Below are 17,093 nucleotides of genomic sequence, written 5' to 3' on the forward strand. Positions count from 1 at the left end.
GAATACATTCGAATCGAACCGATTTCCGAAAATCAGGACACCCTTCTTCTTCTATGGAGAGACTAATCTTTAGAAAGGTTGGACATTCCATAAGCTATTTCTAAACTGAGTGTACAGGTTCTCTTTTTTAAAATGAGACTGTAGCGCAAAGGAGACGGTAACGCTCCGGGTCGATTGAAATGAAAATCATCTATCTGACTGATATCCATGACGGTCTTAGGGGCTTGAAGGAAATTCTTCAGCAAACGACGGCCGATCTATATCTCTTTTCCGGGGACATCATTTATAAAGCGTTCTTTAGCACCGACCGGATCATTGAATTCTGTACTATCCAGGAGGAAATGTATCGAATCTCCAAGGATCAAAAAGAAGAAATCAACGCGTATGATTATGCTACAAGAGCGATTCGTTTTCCCGAAAAACACAATCCGGATATAGTAGAAAAATCTAAAGAATACAGAACCCTCTTTCATCAAGCGGCAAAGACGATGAAGGAAAAATACGAACTTATCGAAATCCTCATTCAAAAATATTCCCGCGCCCCCGTAAGAGTTCTTCCGGGCAACTACGATATCGATCTTCAATACAGCGCCTTGTATGAGAGAGACGTCCACAGAAAAACTTTCGAACAGGACGGGTATAAGTTTGCGGGTTACGGAGGCGCTCCGATTCTCACTTCCGGAATTCCGGAGAAGTTAGCCGTTAAGTTTCACGAATACAATCGTAACGGAAAGAGTTACAGCGAACCGGAAGATTTTTTCAAAGAGGAACAACCGGATATAGTCGTCATTCACAATCCCGCCTATGGATTTTTGGATAAAATTCCTAATTACGGAAATGTGGGTTCCCAAGGAATTCGAAGATACTTGGACGAATACAATCCCATGCTTGTGGTTTCGGGGCATGTCCACGAAGATCAAGGTATTATCAAAAAGGGAAAAACCGTTTTCTTAAATCCTTCTAACTTTGGCGCGGTCGATTCGGTCTTCGGATTTCAACCGGGCGGGTTTTTCTCCGAAATATTTTTAGAAAACGGGCTTGTAGAAACCGTAAAATTGAATAGACTTGTGGATCACAAAATTCGCCTCTTAATGGATGTCGATTGTAAGGGGAATACTCCTTCGGTTACGTTTTTGAACCAAGATTCTGAGGTGTCGGCGGAAGATTTTGTGAGAGTCTGACAATGACGATCTCAGGTTTTAAAAACAATCCTACCATCCAAAAATTCACCGGTTTAAAAAGATATTTTCGATCCCACGAAACCACCATATCTCGGGAAAGAATCGAAGACTTTAAAAAATTCTCCAGATTGATCAATTTCGGAGGGGACGTGGTAGCGTTCGACATTTTAGGATCTCTTAATTTCGGTCAAGCGACCGCCGAATCCGATACGGATATTGTGATGTACACCCAATGCGAGAATTCGAAAATGGGCGAGTGCGGTATGGAGGATTGTTATAAGATCTCCCTATTCAAACATCTGTTTATGAACCTGGTGACCTACGAACACAATACGGTCGCGTATAAGCTCGAAATCGTGGACTGCATCAATCTCAATCAACTCGAAGAGGACATTCTCAACGGACAATCCGATTCGGAGCTTGTGATTCGATTCTGCTTTTATCGTTCGATTTGTAGAGGAGTCAATCGTAGGCTTTTGCGAAAATACGAACTTCAGATCGCTTCCAACATCTCTTTGAGTCGATCCTTGGAAGGATCCATCGAAAATTGTTTCGACGGGATTGTTCAAACCTCCCAACATACATATTCGTTTCACAAGTATTCCCACCGTTTGCAGGATAAAGGTATCGGTCTCCCGCCCACGATGGCCGCAAAAATCAAGGACTATCTGAAACAATGACCGGATTTTTAACTGTCGTATTATGTTTGGGAGTGGCCGCTGTTTTTTTTCATCTTCTCTATTCCGTGGATACGAGAAGGATCGACAACGCCGAAAAGAAAAGAGACGCACAAAACGGAGTCTCGAAGGAATACGGCGATCCTAAAAAAGTCTACGGTAAAAATTGGGATCCCAATCTTCCTAAACCCAGAATTTGTCCGGTCTGCGGAAAATACTTGCAAAAAATGGAATATTTATATGCCGTGATTGCAGAGCCGTCTTCTCCGGGCATTAAACGACACGCTAGAATTTACGGATGCAGATATTGTTACCTCGGCTTAAACGAGGAAACATCTTCCGAGACTCGAAGCGTAAATTCGCAAAATCAATATCCGGAACGGACTCCGACTGAAATCAAGGATGAAGAACTCGGTCTCTAAAACGGAAAACACAAACGTAAAAAACGAACTTCTTTTACCTGTGACGGTTATCAAAGGGGTTGGGGCTTCCAAGGCCGCGGCGCTTGCGTCCATAGGAATTTATACCCTTCAGGATCTTTTGAATTTTTTTCCGAGAAGATATTTAGATCGTAATCTTACAGACAATGTTTTTTTGAAAACGGGAGAAACCGTAACCTTGATCGTGGAAGTCATAGACGCCTATCTGGCCCACGGAAAGAAGTCGAGGCTCGTAGTCGGAACTAAAACGAAGAACAACGAAAGGATTTCGATCGTGTTCTTTCGGGGAGTGAGTTTTTTTCAGAAAATTTTTCAACCGGGAACAACGTTAGTTGTCACAGGTAAGCTTGAATACTTTCGAGGGTTTCAGCTGATTCATCCCGATTATGAGATTCTGGCGGGCGCGATCAAACCGACTTATGCGATAAATTCCGCAAATCTCAAAAAGAAAAGTCAACAGCAGGAACCGGAGGAGGAATTGGCGGAGCTTCCGGAGATGATCCACGCGGGAAGGATCATTCCTTTGTATTCTTCGGGGGAAGCTCTAAAATCGCAAGGATTGGATTCTAGAGGGTTTCGTAAAATTCTTTACTCGGCCCTGGAAAGATTGAAAGGCGGAATCTCCGAAATCCTTCCGAACGAAATCGTTAAACGAAGAAATTTGATTCCAAGAGAGGAATCTTACCGCGAGATTCACTTTCCGACAGACGAAATTTCTTTGGATGCCGCGAAGTACAGACTCAAATACGAGGAGTTATTCTATTTCAATCTTCTGATCGAACACAAAAAGAAAGAGAGGGAAAAAATCAAACGAGTTCTTTGGCCTTTGCCGGAATCGGAAACGGCCGACTCGGTTCGAAAAAACCTTCCTTTTCAGCTTACGGAAGATCAAAATTCCGCTCTTCAAAAGATCAAAGACATGACAAAAAAAGACCAGCCAATTGCCGTACTGTTGCAGGGTGACGTAGGTTCCGGAAAAACGTTAGTCGCTCTTTTGACGGCTTTGCGTTATATGGACAATCAGGTTCAGGTTTGTATGGTGGCGCCCACCGAAATCCTCGCAAGACAACACTATCAAACCGTTCTTTCCTTTTTGGGAAATATGCCGTTTTTAGGGATCGAACTTCTCGTCGGTAAAGAACCTAAAAAAAATCGATACGAAAAACTCTATAGAATCAAAAAAGGGGATACGTTATTCGTGATTGGCACTCACAGTGTCTTTCAAGAAGACGTTCGCTTCTCCGAACTGGGCCTGGTGATCGTTGATGAACAGCATAAATTCGGGGTCGATCAAAGGGAAACTCTTCGTTCCAAGGGCAAAAATCCGGACATTCTCGCGATGACTGCAACTCCGATTCCGAGAACTCTCTGTCTTACCCTATACGGAGATTTGGATTTGCTAACGATTCGATCCAAACCCAAAGGTAGGATGCCGATCCAGACGAAATGGTTTCAGGAAGATCGAAGAGAAGGGGTTTATAAATCCATTCGCAAATATGTTTCTTCGGGAAGGCAGTGCTACATCGTTTATCCTTTGGTGGAAGAATCGGAAAAAGTGGATCTCAAATCTTGCATCGAAGCTTACGAACATTTGAAACACGAGGTTTTTTCCGACTTCGAAGTAGGGCTCGTTCACGGAAAAATGGAAATCGAAGAAAAAGATCGAGTAATGCAGGAATTCTCCAAAAACAGAATTCAGATTCTCGTATCCACGACCGTGATCGAAGTCGGGATCGACGTTCCCAATGCCACAGTGATGGTCATCGAACACGCGGATCGTTTTGGAATTTCTCAATTGCATCAGTTGAGGGGGCGGGTCGGCCGCGGAGATCAGGAAAGTTTTTGTATTCTCATGACGGACTCTAAGGTTACCGAAGACGCGAAAGTTAGATTGGATGCGATGGTAAACTTCTCCGACGGATTTGCGTTATCCGAAATCGATCTTCAACTTCGGGGACCGGGAGAATTGATGGGAGTTCGTCAAAGCGGTCTTCCCGATTTTAAAATCGCGGATTTAAGAAAAGATTCCAAACTGATCGAATTGACCCGAGAAGATGCGACCTTGTTCGGAAATCCGGGAGATTTGGAAAAAGAGGAAATTCGAGGAAGATTCAGCGAAGGTAGACTTTTATTTTCGAATTAGTTGTTGTAAGCGAATGGACTTAAACTTCCCCAATGTCTTCAAGTTTGGAAGATAGACGAATATCGTTTAGTGGAAATTCGAAGCGATAATCTATGAAAACAAATTAAAATTCAATTGTGGGATCAACAAAACCGCTGCAATCGTCCGTTTCAGTGAAGTAGAAACGGATGGAGAATTAATTTTTCAATGACTCTACCGATCGCTATAAAATAGAGTATCGTTAGTTTAAACACGAATCTCACGTTTGGACGCGGAATTTTAGACACTCTATTATGTAGAGATGAGTAATAAACTTAAAAATATAAAACCCGATTCTTCCTCGATAATTACAAAAAGGTAATTTCAGTTTTTTGAAAAACGATTGAAGCAAACGTAAATTATGATTTTAATCCATAGGAGAAGGTTAAAATTTATGCAGACAAAAATTTCTATTTTGTTTTTTATCCTAGGGATTCTTTTTCCGCTAGCCGGAGCTTTCGCAAAGGAAAGTTTTTACGATTTTAAAGTAAAGGACATCAAAGGTAACGACATATCCCTTTCCAAATACAAGGGGAAAGTAGTAATGGTGGTTAACGTAGCTTCTAAATGCGGTTATACTTATCAATACGATAATCTTGAAAAAGTTTATAAAAAATACAAGAGTCAGGGATTCGTCGTAGTTGGTTTTCCGGCCAATAATTTCGGAAGCCAAGAGCCTGGAACCGATCAGGAAATTGAAACCTTTTGCAGAATCCAAAAAGGCGCCAGTTTTGATATGATGTCGAAAATTTCCGTCAAAGGAAAAGGCCAGCATCCTCTGTATTCTTATCTGATCGAAAATTCTCCGAATCCCGGAGAGATAGAATGGAACTTTGAAAAGTTTCTGATTTCAAAGGAAGGAAAAGTCGAAGCGAGATATCGTTCCGCGGTGGAACCGGACGCTTCGGTCGTAGCCCAAAAAATCGAGTCTCTTTTGAAATAGGTTTTTGGTTTTGAAAAATCATTATTTAAGAGCCTGTTTTTTTGCGATTTTATTGATCTTTTGTTCGGAAGATAGTTTAGCCTTTCCCGAAAGTAAACTTGAGAACGAGGAAGGTGCGCTTCCGTTTTCCATCCAAAAAGGGCCGACCGAGACAACGATTGATTTCGAAACTGTTTTAAAAGAATTTGAAAATTATGATATATTAATATTTGGAGAAGAACATGACGATATGATCGGTCATAAAATTCGCCTAGATTGGTTTAGGAAAATTGCTTTAAAAACTCCCGTAATCCTTTCTTTGGAAATGTTGGAAAGGGACCAACAAAAAACCTTAGACGAATATTTAAACGGTCAGATCGGAGAGAAGGCTTTTTTAAATTCCCTAACACTTTGGCCCAACTATTTAAGAGACTATCATCCTTTTATACGGTTTGCAAAGGAACACCGGGTTCCGGTTCTCGCATCCAACGTACCTAGAAAATACGTGAATCTGGTTTCTTCTTCCGGACTCGAAGCGTTGTTTAAGATTCGTTCCGTTTTTCTGCCTCCTAAATATCTCGTTCGTACTCTCTCTCAGGAAGATTACGAAACTAAAATTAAAAACACCCTCAAAGAACATCCGGGCATAAATTTAGACGCGAACACCGAAAAAAAATTTGTGGATGCCCAATATCTTTGGGATGCGGGAATGACTGACTCGATCGCGAATGCGTTTTTGACAAAAGGACGTAAGGTGATTCATATCAACGGTCGCTTTCACAGCGATGAGGGTTTTGGCGTCGTTTATAGACTGCGTAAACTTGGATTTAAAACCCTTTCGATTTCCATGTTCCCTTTGAAGGAGGGTAGCAAAATTCCAACTGAAATACTCAAGGGTTGCGATTTTACCGTAATTACGGAAAGGAGAAAAAAAGAGAATTAAAGTACTTGTCTGGAACTCTAGGGTTCTCCGACAATTAAGGGGATGATGGAAACGGGAATTCAAACCCTTAGAAGTTCTCGATTTTTGTGCCCCGAATGCGGAACGACTTCTCGTTTGCCGGAAGGAGTTCCTACGGGTTCCATTTTCAGATTAACCTGCTATCAGTGCGGTCACAAGGTTCTCGTAAAAACGGACATTCCAAAACCGCCCTCTGCTTCGACCTCGTCTCATATAAAGTCAATTTTCCCCTCCGATGAAATCCTACCTCATTCGAGACAGCCCAAAGATGCTGGAACTCCCCACTTTCAAGCTCCTCCTCAAACTGGTTTTGAATCTACCGGCCCTGCAATCCTAGAAAAAATTTGGAATTTTCTTTCTCAATTTCAGACTTATCTGAATGGGAAAATGAGGGAACTCATACAAAAATTTCGGAATATACCGAAAGGCCCAAAGCCAGCTCTTTCATCGGCGGTGACTTCGGAAGACAAGCGATTCCTTCGAAGGGAAAAGACTTCATTCGAAAAAAAGCCGTTTTTCACAGTTCGGCGCCAGATCGAAGACAATGGACAACCCCGAATTAAAACTCTCGCCGAGAGACTGAGAGAGCAAATCGGCGGTCGTCGTTTCCAACTTCCGAATGTAGTCTTACTTTTCGCGGGTGCGATCATTTCTTTGTTTCTTGTCGGGATGATACTTTTTTGGGTAGGGGTGATTACTCGAGAATCGGAACTTAAGGAAATGATTTCTCTTTTTTACAACCATCAACCTTCAGTAATCTACGATCGAGATGGGAAAAAGGTGTCTGAAATTTTCGCGAAAAAAACGAGCAACCTGGAATGGGACGCTTATCCGGAAAACCTGAAAAAAATCGTTCTTTTGGTAGAAGATAGAAAGTTTTTTTCTCATAGCGGAATCAACTACATGTCCGTTCTTCGCGCTATTTTTGTGAACGTCACGAGTTTCCGCTTTAAACAAGGGGCTTCTACAATTACCCAACAGCTCGCGAGAATTTTACTGGACGACCGCGAGAAAAGTCTCGTCCGAAAAATCAAAGAGGCTCAGCTCGCCTTTGCCTTGGAATATACATATGAGAAAAAGCAAATATTCTTATATTATCTGAATAATGTATACTTGGGCCACGGAGCCTTCGGATTTGCGAGCGCGGCCGAATTCTATTTCAGAAAGACTCCTTCCGAACTCGACACGGAGGAAATGATCGTCCTCGCGTCCTTGGCTTCGGCTCCGAATCGTTTTTCGCCTTTGAAAAATCCGGATCTATCCAGACAACGCGTAAACGCAATCGTTCATTCTTTTCGAAAAGAAGAAATTTTAAAAGAAAATCCGAAGTCGAAACTGGATGAGATTTATCTTTCATTTCATATGAGATCGCCGGGTGAGACGGTGTTCGGAAATCGAAAAGATGATTCTCCGTATGTGACGGAACACGTACGTAAATTTTTGAATTCCTTATACCCGGATTCCAATATCTATGAAACCGGCGGTTTTTCAATCTACACCACAATTGCGGAACCGGTTCAAGCGGAACTCTCGAAGATCGTAAAAAATTATTTGGACAACATTCAGAAGAACGGGCTCGTTCGCAAAACAAAACTTACGGACAACAAGAATTCCAGCGAAACGGCGGTCTTTCGAAAATACGTTCAGGACATTTCACCGGCGCTCGAACTTTTCATCGATACGGACTCTTTCGGCGGAGCAAGCGAGTCCGGTCTGCAAGTTGCGTTAGTCGCTGTTGACCCTGCCACGGGAGAAATTCTATTGATGCACGGCGGTTCGGAGTTCAAAGCCGACAATCAATTGGACAGAACTACCGCTATGAAACGTCAGACGGGTTCGTCCATTAAACCAATTTTATATTCCGCCGCGATCGAGACCGAACTCATCAACGCTTCTTCCAGAATTTTGGACGCCCCTTTGATTTATAGAAATCAAACCGGAAACTGGATGCCGGAAAATATAGGAAATCAATACGACGGAGATATCAGCGTTAGACATGCTTTAGCAAAGTCCAAAAATACGGCTGCGGTTCAGATCGCAGAAAAGTTGGGAATTTCAAAAATTCAAGACTTTTTTCAAAAGTATTTCTTTCCTGATCCGAAAGTACTTCAGTCTAGATTCAGAGGAGATCTTTCTCTTGCACTCGGTTCTTTGGAAATTTCTCCTCTGGAAATGGCGCTTGCGTATTCCGCATTTGCGAACGATGGAACGATCAAACGCCCTTATTTGATTCAAAAAATCACGGATCGATCCGGTAAGATCGTTTACGAAAGAAAGTCCGCAGACGAATTCGGATTAAAAGTCCCGGAAGAAAGAAAGGTGTTATCTTCCCAAGTCGCGGAAATCATGATCGACCTTCTTCACGGAAGCGCAAATTCGGCAGGAGTGAGAAGCACCGGATATAGAGGGGAAGTTGCCGGTAAAACGGGAACCACAAACGATAACAGGGACAACTGGTTCGTGGGAGTAAAACCGGGAATGTCAATGGCAATCTGGCTCGGCTACGACGACCCGAGTTACGGCCTAGGATCGTCCGCGTTAGGCGGAACCGTAGCCGCTCCTCTTTGGGGATCGGTCGCAAAAACTTTCGAAGCCGCGGAAGACGACAAAAGAAAGTATCCGGTTACCGAACACGCGATAAGCATAACTGTTTGCGAAGAATCAGGTAAACTTCCCGGACCTTCCTGTAAACATCCCCGAAAGGAACTTTTTAAAAACGGGACCGTGCCATCCGAAATTTGCCCTCTTAATCACGGAACGAACGTAAAACGGGAAGTCCTTCGAAATGTATTTTAAAGATATTTCTTTTATTATAATATTCTTAATTTCTATCTCAAGCGCGTATCCAGTCTCGTATGAGGAAGCTTATATGATGGAAAAAGAGGACCCCCTGTTTTCGATTCCTTTGTACGAGGAACTTCTTCGGACATCTCAAAAGTCCGATATCCGTAAAACGGCGTCTTCCAGACTTTTTTTCCTCTACGAGAAATACCGCAAATATGTTCCCGCGATCTTAATCATGATTCGTTCGGGAAAAATCACGGATAAAAAAGGAAGATATCCCTCAATTGTTAGCGAACTCGCAGACGGTTTAAACGTAAACCCTTCCGCACTCGTTTCCGTCATTTCCGGTTGTAATAAGCCGATTTCTAATCCGGACATATACTTTCAAGAAACAAACCCGTCTCAATCCGAAGAGGAATCCGTTTCCATGGGAACCTCTTCGATGCAAACTCCCGAGCCCGCCGTGGTTCAAGAAATGCCTTTCTTATTCAAAATTCTTTCCAAAAAAGAGAACGCCCCTCTCTATAAGGCTTGTTATGCGGTAAAAATTAAAACGGGCGATTACGACGGTTGGGAAAAAATTCACGCTTTCGGTGAGATGAAAGGAGTTCTCAATCCCCAAACCTCTTTGGCTTTGCGCATCAGCTTCACCCTTCATTCCGGTAGAGGAAGTGCTTATAAAAGAATCTATTCCGGAGGCAGACTGAAATCGTTAAACGAAGAAGGCAAATCGGATCTTTTGTATCTCTACGGAAAATTTCTTAGAAACTTGGGAAAATACGACTCTTCCGCGAGGTATTTTTGGATGAGCGGTTCTTATGCGAACAAAGATCGAAGCGCAATCGAAACCGCAAAGACTCTCTTGATTTCGGGAAGAAAACAAGAAGCCTGTTCGTATCTTACAAAAAGTTTTTTCCCGGGGGACGAATCGGAAGAACTTTTATCCAGAGTCTGCTTTAAGAATTTTGAAAATACACATCCGGGTCAGGGATTTTTAAAAGCCATAAAAATATTAAACAACGATATTCCCGATCCGGTATTCGAATACTTTTTGGGAAAAAAAATCTCCGATAAAACCGAAGAACCGGATACGGATAATTCGAACGAATCCGCTTCGACTTACGGAAAACTTCTGGATGAAAAACTGTTTTCCGGTGAAAAGGATCCAACTCCTTTTTGGGATTATCGCAAAAAAGAAGGTACGTTCTTCCTGTCCGCCGTGCCTCAGTTTCTGTGTAAATCCAATCGTTCCAGCTTATTTAAGAAAGATCTAATACAACCTCAGAACTGCGTTCCTTATTCTGAACTTTCCACAGATGTAATCCTCGCGACTCCGCTATTCGAATCCAGCCAGGAAGAATGGAGTTTGATCCTTTCCAACGCGGCTTACAATCCGATTTCCGGTCAGGCAGTGTTTGCGGATCCGGACGGCGCAGAGACCTCCTTTCAAATATTAAATTTAGTATATCGTAAATCTCTAAATCGTTTTTTTATCGATGGATTTTCAGGCGACAAGAAATACAAGTTTTACTCGATCGATCTAAAAAATATTTCGGTGAATATATTGGACTCCAATTGACTTCAAACCGTATTATCTAACTATAAAATAATTCTGATTCGTCCCAATCCGAAAAATTCTTCCGTGTTTTTCTATCTCCCCGGCTCGGATTATAATTTTATATGTCTTATAAATTTTATTGTGCAGGGATGCGTTACTGAATTTAGTGCAATGCTTTCTAGGGTAGCGATCGCATTGAGGATTCGCCGTTATGTAGTCTTGTCTAAGCTCCAATCGGGATCTCTTGTGCGATTTTCACTCTAACTTTGCCACATTGCTTTGACGTTCTGACACAAACATTACGATGGATCGATTTGATTGAAACGGCTTTTTTATTCTTGTCATCGAATTCTTGTCATGCGATTTTGCTTTTGAAACCGTTGGGGGTGGGGCTAATAAAAATAGCCTCTGAGAGAGTCCCCGGAACCTGATCGGGATAAGGCCTGCGTAGGAAAACGGACCAACCAAACGATTCTATCTTTGTTCGAGGTCTCTGGGAATTTTCAAAAAAAGATTGCAAACCGGTTCTAGTTTTTAACGTCCTCCCTTCAGTTTCATGGTCAGGAGAAAGTATGGAACCCGCTCAATCATTTCAAGTTCCTCTGAAAACGATTCGTCTTACAGACGGGACCGAATATCAATCGTATCATACGGAAGGTGCGCTTTCTGATAAGGAACCTTCCGATTATAAATACGGAATTCCAAAAATAAGGAAAGAATGGATCCGGACGCGCCTCGACCTGAATCATTCTCAGATGCATTATGCGAGAAAGGGAATCATCACCGAAGAGATGCGTTATGTGGCACTTCGGGAGAATATGAATCCCGAGTTCGTTCGTTCGGAAATCGCGTGCGGTCGCGCCATTCTTCCTTCCAATCGAAATCATCCCGAACTTGAACCGATGATCATCGGCAGAAACTTTCTCGTAAAGATCAATGCGAATATTGGAAATTCCGCGCTTGGTTCCTCTATCGAAGAGGAAGTCGAAAAATTGCATTGGGCGGTCAAGTGGGGCGCGGACACGGTGATGGATCTTTCCACCGGAAAAAACATCCACGAAACGAGAGAATGGATTCTTAGAAATTCTCCCGTGCCAATCGGAACGGTTCCGATCTATCAAGCTCTTGAAAAGGTAAAAGGAAAAGCGGAGAATTTGAATATTCAGGTTTTCTTAGATACTTTGGAGGAACAAGCCGAACAAGGAGTGGATTATTTTACGATTCATGCCGGAGTTCTTCTGCGTTATATTCCTTTTACCGCAAACCGCGTGACCGGGATCGTATCGAGAGGAGGATCGATTCTTGCAAAATGGTGTTTGGCGCATCATAAGGAGAATTTTCTTTATACGCATTTCGACGAAATTCTTAAGGTGATGAAAAAATACGGGGTTTCCTTTTCTCTCGGAGACGGATTGCGCCCCGGTTCCATTGCGGATGCAAACGACAAAGCTCAATTCGGAGAACTCGAAACTCTCGGAGAATTGACAAAACGCGCTTGGGAAGAGGACATTCAGGTGATGATCGAAGGGCCGGGACACGTTCCGATGCATCTCATCAAGGAGAATGTCGATCTCCAGATGAAGCTTTGCCAAGAAGCTCCGTTTTACACGTTAGGTCCTCTTGTTACAGATATCGCTCCGGGTTACGATCATATCACTTCCGCGATCGGTGCGGCGATGATCGGATGGTTCGGAACGGCTATGCTCTGTTATGTGACTCCGAAAGAACACTTGGGACTTCCCGATAAGGAAGACGTCAAACAAGGAGTGATTGCGTATAAGATCGCGGCTCACGCGGCAGATCTGGCAAAGGGACATCCGGGTGCGATCGAACGGGACAATCTTTTGAGCAAGGCCCGTTTCGAATTTCGTTGGGAGGATCAGTTCGCGCTTTCCCTCGATCCCGAAACCGCGAAGTCCTTTCATGACGAGACTCTTCCGCAGGATCGAATGAAAACCGCACATTTCTGTTCCATGTGCGGTCCTCATTTTTGTTCCATGAACCTGACCCAAGAACTCCGAAAGTTTGCGCAGTAGAAAGGAATGAAAGAAGCCAAAGTGGTGCGCGCGGGAAAGTTCAAGATAACAGTTTGTAATCGAAAAAAGAATCAGGAAAGTGATGAAATATTTTTTCATTGGAAATATCTCTTCCTCAAATACCGACCTCTTCTGGAAACGCAGTTCTTTGATCTTAAGGTAATGACTCAAGAGTGAATTCATCACATTTTAAAATACTTCAATCTTCGTTATGAAACCTGTCCCAATGTGGGAATTCCTACGAAAATTTAACGACGAAAAAGAATATTTAAAAGTACACAAATTGCTCAAAGGGAATAATTTCTGCATTTTGTTACAAACTTACCGAAGATCGGAACTGATTTCTTTTAGGGTTTTGGGATAGACCATGGTCGGTAAAAAAGAATCGTATCAAAATTTTACGAAAGGTTTCCAGTAAAAACCCATTGCAAGAGACTTTGAGTTTTACATTTTGACGAGTAGGTATGAAAAATTTACTTTCCGCTATTTTGATCTTTTTTATTCAAAGTGCGATTTTTTCTCAAACGGGAAACGTTTCCAACGAAGCCTACGTACTTGGAGACTTTAAACAGGAAGCGATATTAACCGCGTATTCCAATCCGGGAGAAAGCAGAATTTATTATCTTAGAAAAGAGGTTTTAGAAAAATTCTTGGAATTAATTCAAGCCTATCAAAGAGAAAATCCGGAAGAAAAACAAAGACCGTTCCTCGTATCTGCTTTTCGTTCCTTTAAAGATCAGAAGAGAATTTGGGAGGAAAAATATTCCGGAAAAAGGAAAATGAGAGAAACCGTAAAAGGAAAGACTTCCCGGGAAATCGTTGCTTTGATCCTGGAATTTTCAAGCGCTCCCGGAACTTCGAGACATCATTGGGGAACGGATATAGACCTAAATGCATTAGAGAATTCTTATTTTCAAAAAGGCGGAAAGGGGGAAAAGTTCTATAACTGGATGTTTAAGAACGCAAAGCGGTTCGGCTTCTGCCAACCATATACTCCGAAAACTTCGAGAGGAAACAAAGGTTACAACGAGGAGAAATGGCATTGGTCTTACGCGCCGATCGCGAACAAATTACAAGACGACTGGGTTCGATTGTTTAAAGAGGGAAAAATTCAATTCAAAGAAAAATTTTCGGGAGGGGAATTTTTACAAGACCTTGCTTTTGAATACGTGGCTTCCGTAAATTCGGAGTGCAGATCGATTCGGTGACTTTAAGCCGGATTTTGATATACGTCCCACATCGTTTTGAGAAGAGTTTTGGCTTCGCTATATTCCGGAGTCCATTTCAATAAACGCTGAGCCGTTGCCGAAGAAGCCAAAAGTTTCGCGGGATCTCCCGCTCTTCTCCCCGAAATTTTATGAGAGATTTGTCTTCCGACCACCTCCTCCGCAAGGCGAATCACTTCCAAAACCGAATAACCCTTTTCGGACCCTAAATTGACCGTAAGAGATTTTTTTTCGGAATCGAGATACTCGAGACTTGAAACATGAGCCTTTGCCAAGTCGGTTACGTGAATATAATCGCGAATACAACTTCCGTCCGGAGTTTCGTAATCGGTCCCGAACACTTCGAATTCGTTTCTCATACCCGCCGCGGTTTCCATGATGATCGGAAGAAGGTTTGCGGGAGTTCTTTCCAGGCCCCGGATTCTTCCTTTGGGATCGTAACCTGCCGCATTAAAATAACGTAATGCAGCGAAATTGAACCCTTTGAGAGACTCGTACCATTTCAGGTTCTGTTCGATTGCGAGTTTCGTATAACCGTAATAATTTTCCGGATGAACTGGATGTTTTTCGTCGATGGGGAGATATTGCGGAGAGCCGTAAACCGCCGCAGACGAGGAAAAGATGAATTTCTTGGTTCCCGCCTTTTCCATATAAGCGAGAAGTTTAAGAGTTCCGTTTATATTGTTCAGAGCGTATTTGGAAGGATTTGTCATCGATTCGCCCGCCGCTTTCCACGCGGCGAAATGAAAAACTGCGTCGATCGGTTTTGAAAACGCTTTTTCTAAAACGAAATCGTCTTGAATATTTCCTTGAATCAGTTCCGGTCCCGAAAAAAGATTCGCTTCATTTCCTTTTTCAAGATTATCTACGATTATAAGTTCGTGTTTTTTTTCAAGAAGAAGCGCGACTATGTGACTTCCGATGTAACCCGCGCCCCCCGTAATTAGTAATCTCACCTGTGACTTATCACTCCTCTATCGCTGTCTCTAAAGAATTTTATAATATACTTAACTTCATCGATCAAGTTGCCCGAAGCTTCCAATTCATCCAAGGCTTTTCTGGTCGGCATTCCGGAATGATAGATGATTTTATAGGCCTGTTTAATTATGTTTCTTACTTCCGGAGAAAAACCGGCTCGTTTCATACCTACGCTGTTTAGGCCCACTACCGTACTCGGATTTCCGTCGACCGTGGAATAGGGAGGAACGTCCTGAACGATCTTCGCAAGCCCCGCGACCATTGCGTAGTCTCCGACAAAACAAAACTGATGAACCGCTACCAAACCGGAAATAAACACAAAATTACCCAAAGTTACGTGACCGGCTAACACACAACCGTGCGTGAGAATATTATTATTTCCTAGAATGCAATCGTGACCAACGTGACAATTCCCCATAAAATAGTTTTTGTTACCGATTACAGTCGGAGAATTCTCTTTGGTTCCTTTATGAATATTCGAGTATTCTCGAAAAATATTATGATCACCGATTACGGTTCTAGTTAAAAGTTGTTGGTTAAATCCCAAATCCTGAGGCATTACTCCAATTACGGCGCCTTGATGAAAACGGTTGAATTTTCCGATCTCGGAACCCGCGCAAATCTTTACGTGACTTTCAATTACGGTACCTTCTTGAATGGAAACATGTCCTTCGATAATGGAATAAGGACCGACTTCGACCGATTCGTGTAATTCTGTTTTCGGGTCGATAACGGCAGTCGGATGTATTTTCATTTAGACCTCACTTTGGCTCTAAAATACAAAAATCGGTTTGGCTTTTTTATTCAAGCTTTTAAAGATGTCTTGAACAAGTGTAATGTTTACTGGAGAGTAGATTTTCTTAATGCGAAAAAAGGAAATACTTTGAACGAGGTCACAAATATGCTTGTGGACTGGAATAGATTGGATTCTCTGAAGCAGAGTGACGATGAGGATGAAATTGCTTGGCTTAAAGAAATGGTTGAGTCTCTTCTCACAAATATGGAAATTCGAATCAAAAATATCGTTCATTTCACGGAAGAAAAAAAAGACATAGAGCTTCAAGCCGAACTTCATCAAACCAAAGGGGTTTCCGCTAATTTCGGTTTAGAGGATTTAAGGACCTTAGTCACGGAAGCGGAACAATTTCTCAAAACAGGAGACCAAGATCGTTCTTATGCTCTAAGTTTAAAAACGACCGTCGTTTGGGAACAAACTAGAGACGAACTCAAGAAAAAATTTGGGATTTTTTAATTCCATCTTTAAGCCTACTATCTAGATTATAGAGTGCTCAAGATTTTGTTTTTAAATGGGAATTTGTGCTAAAATTGACGGTACTCCTTTATGTAGAGATCGGTAATACAATACAGTTGTTGAAAAATTCTATGGTTCAGATTAGCAAAACCGCTTCAAACATCCATTTCAATAAAGCAAAAACGGATAGAGAATTAGTTTTCAACAACTCTAATGTTCTTTAATGATCCTCGAACACTTCGTCGTAGAAGATTGTAAGTTAGTTTCAACGTAGATTCTAAGTATCATTGATAAACTTTATCGTTTAACTACACGGGATTTTACCGATCCCTATAAAATAAATTTGAGCATAAATCCCGCGTTTGGACGCTCTATTATGTAGAGATGAGTAACGATGAAAAGACAATTTATAAATCTAAAATACTGTGGAGTTCCGCAGGTAATTTCATTTTTCCAATCCTGTTGAGCAGTTGATGGTTCCAAAATTCTTTGTAAAGTTAACGTGAGTTCGGTATAACGAAATGCGAAAGCGATTCTATGTTATGACCTGGCTGCCGATCCATAGAGAGGCAGCCGCTGAGTTATGCCGATCCATAGAGAGGCAGCCGCTGAGTTATGCCGATCCATAGAGAGGCAGCCGCTGAGTTATGCCGATCCATAGAGAGGCAGCCGCTGAGTTATGCCGATCCATAGAGAGGCAGCCGCTGAGTTATGCCGATCCATAGAGAGGCAGCCGCTGAGTTATGCCGATCCATAGAGAGGCAGCCGCTGAGTTATGCCGATCCATAGAGAGGCAGCCGCTGAGTTATGCCGATCCATAGAGAGGCAGCCGCTGAGTTATGCCGATCCATAGAGAGGCAGCCGCTGAGTTATGCCGATCCATAGAGAGGCAGCCGCTGAGTTATGCCGATCCATAG

Annotated in this window: 15 protein-coding genes and 1 riboswitch (1 of these 16 running past the window's edge); of the genes, 13 read left to right on the forward strand and 2 right to left on the reverse strand. The window is 42.4% G+C overall.

Features of this window, described 5'->3' with window-relative positions; genetic code table 11:
- The 12 genes from FHG67_RS03330 to FHG67_RS03380 all read left to right on the forward strand — a co-directional run.
- On the forward strand, positions 1–66 hold the 3' end of the coding sequence (locus FHG67_RS03330; RefSeq protein WP_004499276.1) for a hypothetical protein. Its footprint begins 624 nt before the window's first position; 66 of the gene's 690 nt are visible here — the last part of the coding sequence; the start codon falls outside the window, past its left edge; its stop codon occupies positions 64–66.
- A gap of 113 nt (positions 67–179) precedes the next feature.
- Positions 180–1,181, forward strand: a complete 1,002-nt coding sequence (locus FHG67_RS03335) for a metallophosphoesterase family protein (protein ID WP_002619143.1) — start codon at positions 180–182, stop codon at positions 1,179–1,181.
- A gap of 2 nt (positions 1,182–1,183) precedes the next feature.
- Positions 1,184–1,861 carry a hypothetical protein gene (locus FHG67_RS03340; protein ID WP_002619135.1) on the forward strand — a complete coding sequence of 226 codons (678 nt, stop codon included), beginning with the start codon at positions 1,184–1,186 and terminating at the stop codon, positions 1,859–1,861.
- Positions 1,858–2,280 carry a hypothetical protein gene (locus FHG67_RS03345; RefSeq protein ID WP_004495491.1) on the forward strand — a complete coding sequence of 141 codons (423 nt, stop codon included), beginning with the start codon at positions 1,858–1,860 and terminating at the stop codon, positions 2,278–2,280. The genes FHG67_RS03340 and FHG67_RS03345 overlap by 4 nt, the downstream gene beginning before the upstream one ends.
- Entirely contained in the window at positions 2,261–4,441 is a 2,181-nt protein-coding gene (gene recG / locus FHG67_RS03350; protein WP_016761030.1) for an ATP-dependent DNA helicase RecG, read from the forward strand. The genes FHG67_RS03345 and recG overlap by 20 nt, the downstream gene beginning before the upstream one ends.
- A 412-nt stretch (positions 4,442–4,853) precedes the next feature.
- Positions 4,854–5,402, forward strand: coding sequence for a glutathione peroxidase (locus FHG67_RS03355; RefSeq protein ID WP_004502332.1), 549 nt, complete (start codon positions 4,854–4,856; stop codon positions 5,400–5,402).
- A 4-nt stretch (positions 5,403–5,406) separates the two neighbouring features.
- Entirely contained in the window at positions 5,407–6,324 is a 918-nt protein-coding gene (locus FHG67_RS03360; protein WP_004502331.1) for a ChaN family lipoprotein, read from the forward strand.
- 45 nt (positions 6,325–6,369) lie between these two features.
- Complete coding sequence (locus FHG67_RS03365; protein WP_039931217.1) at positions 6,370–9,138, forward strand: transglycosylase domain-containing protein; 2,769 nt, start codon at positions 6,370–6,372, stop codon at positions 9,136–9,138.
- Positions 9,128–10,705, forward strand: coding sequence for a hypothetical protein (locus FHG67_RS03370; protein WP_004499272.1), 1,578 nt, complete (start codon positions 9,128–9,130; stop codon positions 10,703–10,705). The genes FHG67_RS03365 and FHG67_RS03370 overlap by 11 nt, the downstream gene beginning before the upstream one ends.
- 351 nt (positions 10,706–11,056) lie before the next feature.
- Positions 11,057–11,155, forward strand: a riboswitch (TPP riboswitch).
- A 101-nt stretch (positions 11,156–11,256) separates the two neighbouring features.
- Entirely contained in the window at positions 11,257–12,720 is a 1,464-nt protein-coding gene (gene thiC, locus FHG67_RS03375; protein ID WP_002616171.1) for a phosphomethylpyrimidine synthase ThiC, read from the forward strand.
- 6 nt (positions 12,721–12,726) lie between these two features.
- Positions 12,727–12,897, forward strand: a complete 171-nt coding sequence (locus FHG67_RS21620; protein WP_004499186.1) for a hypothetical protein — start codon at positions 12,727–12,729, stop codon at positions 12,895–12,897.
- Between the two features lie 287 nt (positions 12,898–13,184).
- On the forward strand, positions 13,185–13,928 hold the full coding sequence (locus tag FHG67_RS03380) for a M15 family metallopeptidase (protein ID WP_004499195.1): 744 nt from the start codon (positions 13,185–13,187) through the stop codon (positions 13,926–13,928).
- Between the two features lie 2 nt (positions 13,929–13,930).
- On the opposite strand, the gene galE is transcribed toward FHG67_RS03380, so the two are convergent.
- Together galE and lpxA are read right to left on the reverse strand one after the other, a co-directional pair.
- A complete protein-coding gene (galE, locus tag FHG67_RS03385) occupies positions 13,931–14,902 on the reverse strand; it encodes a UDP-glucose 4-epimerase GalE (RefSeq protein ID WP_004495474.1) in 972 nt (323 codons plus the stop codon).
- Entirely contained in the window at positions 14,899–15,678 is a 780-nt protein-coding gene (lpxA, locus tag FHG67_RS03390) for an acyl-ACP--UDP-N-acetylglucosamine O-acyltransferase (RefSeq protein ID WP_004495452.1), read from the reverse strand. The genes galE and lpxA overlap by 4 nt, the downstream gene beginning before the upstream one ends.
- 147 nt (positions 15,679–15,825) lie before the next feature.
- Between lpxA and FHG67_RS03395 the strand changes: the two genes are divergently transcribed.
- Positions 15,826–16,176, forward strand: coding sequence for an Hpt domain-containing protein (locus FHG67_RS03395; RefSeq protein WP_036075644.1), 351 nt, complete (start codon positions 15,826–15,828; stop codon positions 16,174–16,176).
- The last annotated feature ends 917 nt before the right edge of the window (positions 16,177–17,093 follow it).

The sequence above is a fragment of the Leptospira weilii genome, assembly GCF_006874765.1.
Taxonomy (GTDB): domain Bacteria; phylum Spirochaetota; class Leptospiria; order Leptospirales; family Leptospiraceae; genus Leptospira; species Leptospira weilii.

Excerpts from the sequence above, each read along its gene's own strand:
- lpxA (WP_004495452.1), bottom strand. The coding sequence starts at position 15,678 with ATGAAAATACATCCGACTGCCGTTATCGACCCGAAAACAGAATTACAC.
- FHG67_RS03395 (WP_036075644.1), top strand. The coding sequence starts at position 15,826 with ATGCTTGTGGACTGGAATAGATTGGATTCTCTGAAGCAGAGTGACGAT.
- FHG67_RS03355 (WP_004502332.1), top strand. The coding sequence starts at position 4,854 with ATGCAGACAAAAATTTCTATTTTGTTTTTTATCCTAGGGATTCTTTTT.
- FHG67_RS03370 (WP_004499272.1), top strand. The coding sequence starts at position 9,128 with ATGTATTTTAAAGATATTTCTTTTATTATAATATTCTTAATTTCTATC.
- FHG67_RS03340 (WP_002619135.1), top strand. The coding sequence starts at position 1,184 with ATGACGATCTCAGGTTTTAAAAACAATCCTACCATCCAAAAATTCACC.
- FHG67_RS03335 (WP_002619143.1), top strand. The coding sequence starts at position 180 with ATGAAAATCATCTATCTGACTGATATCCATGACGGTCTTAGGGGCTTG.
- FHG67_RS21620 (WP_004499186.1), top strand. The coding sequence starts at position 12,727 with ATGAAAGAAGCCAAAGTGGTGCGCGCGGGAAAGTTCAAGATAACAGTT.
- FHG67_RS03345 (WP_004495491.1), top strand. The coding sequence starts at position 1,858 with ATGACCGGATTTTTAACTGTCGTATTATGTTTGGGAGTGGCCGCTGTT.
- thiC (WP_002616171.1), top strand. The coding sequence starts at position 11,257 with ATGGAACCCGCTCAATCATTTCAAGTTCCTCTGAAAACGATTCGTCTT.
- FHG67_RS03380 (WP_004499195.1), top strand. The coding sequence starts at position 13,185 with ATGAAAAATTTACTTTCCGCTATTTTGATCTTTTTTATTCAAAGTGCG.
- recG (WP_016761030.1), top strand. The coding sequence starts at position 2,261 with ATGAAGAACTCGGTCTCTAAAACGGAAAACACAAACGTAAAAAACGAA.
- FHG67_RS03365 (WP_039931217.1), top strand. The coding sequence starts at position 6,370 with ATGGAAACGGGAATTCAAACCCTTAGAAGTTCTCGATTTTTGTGCCCC.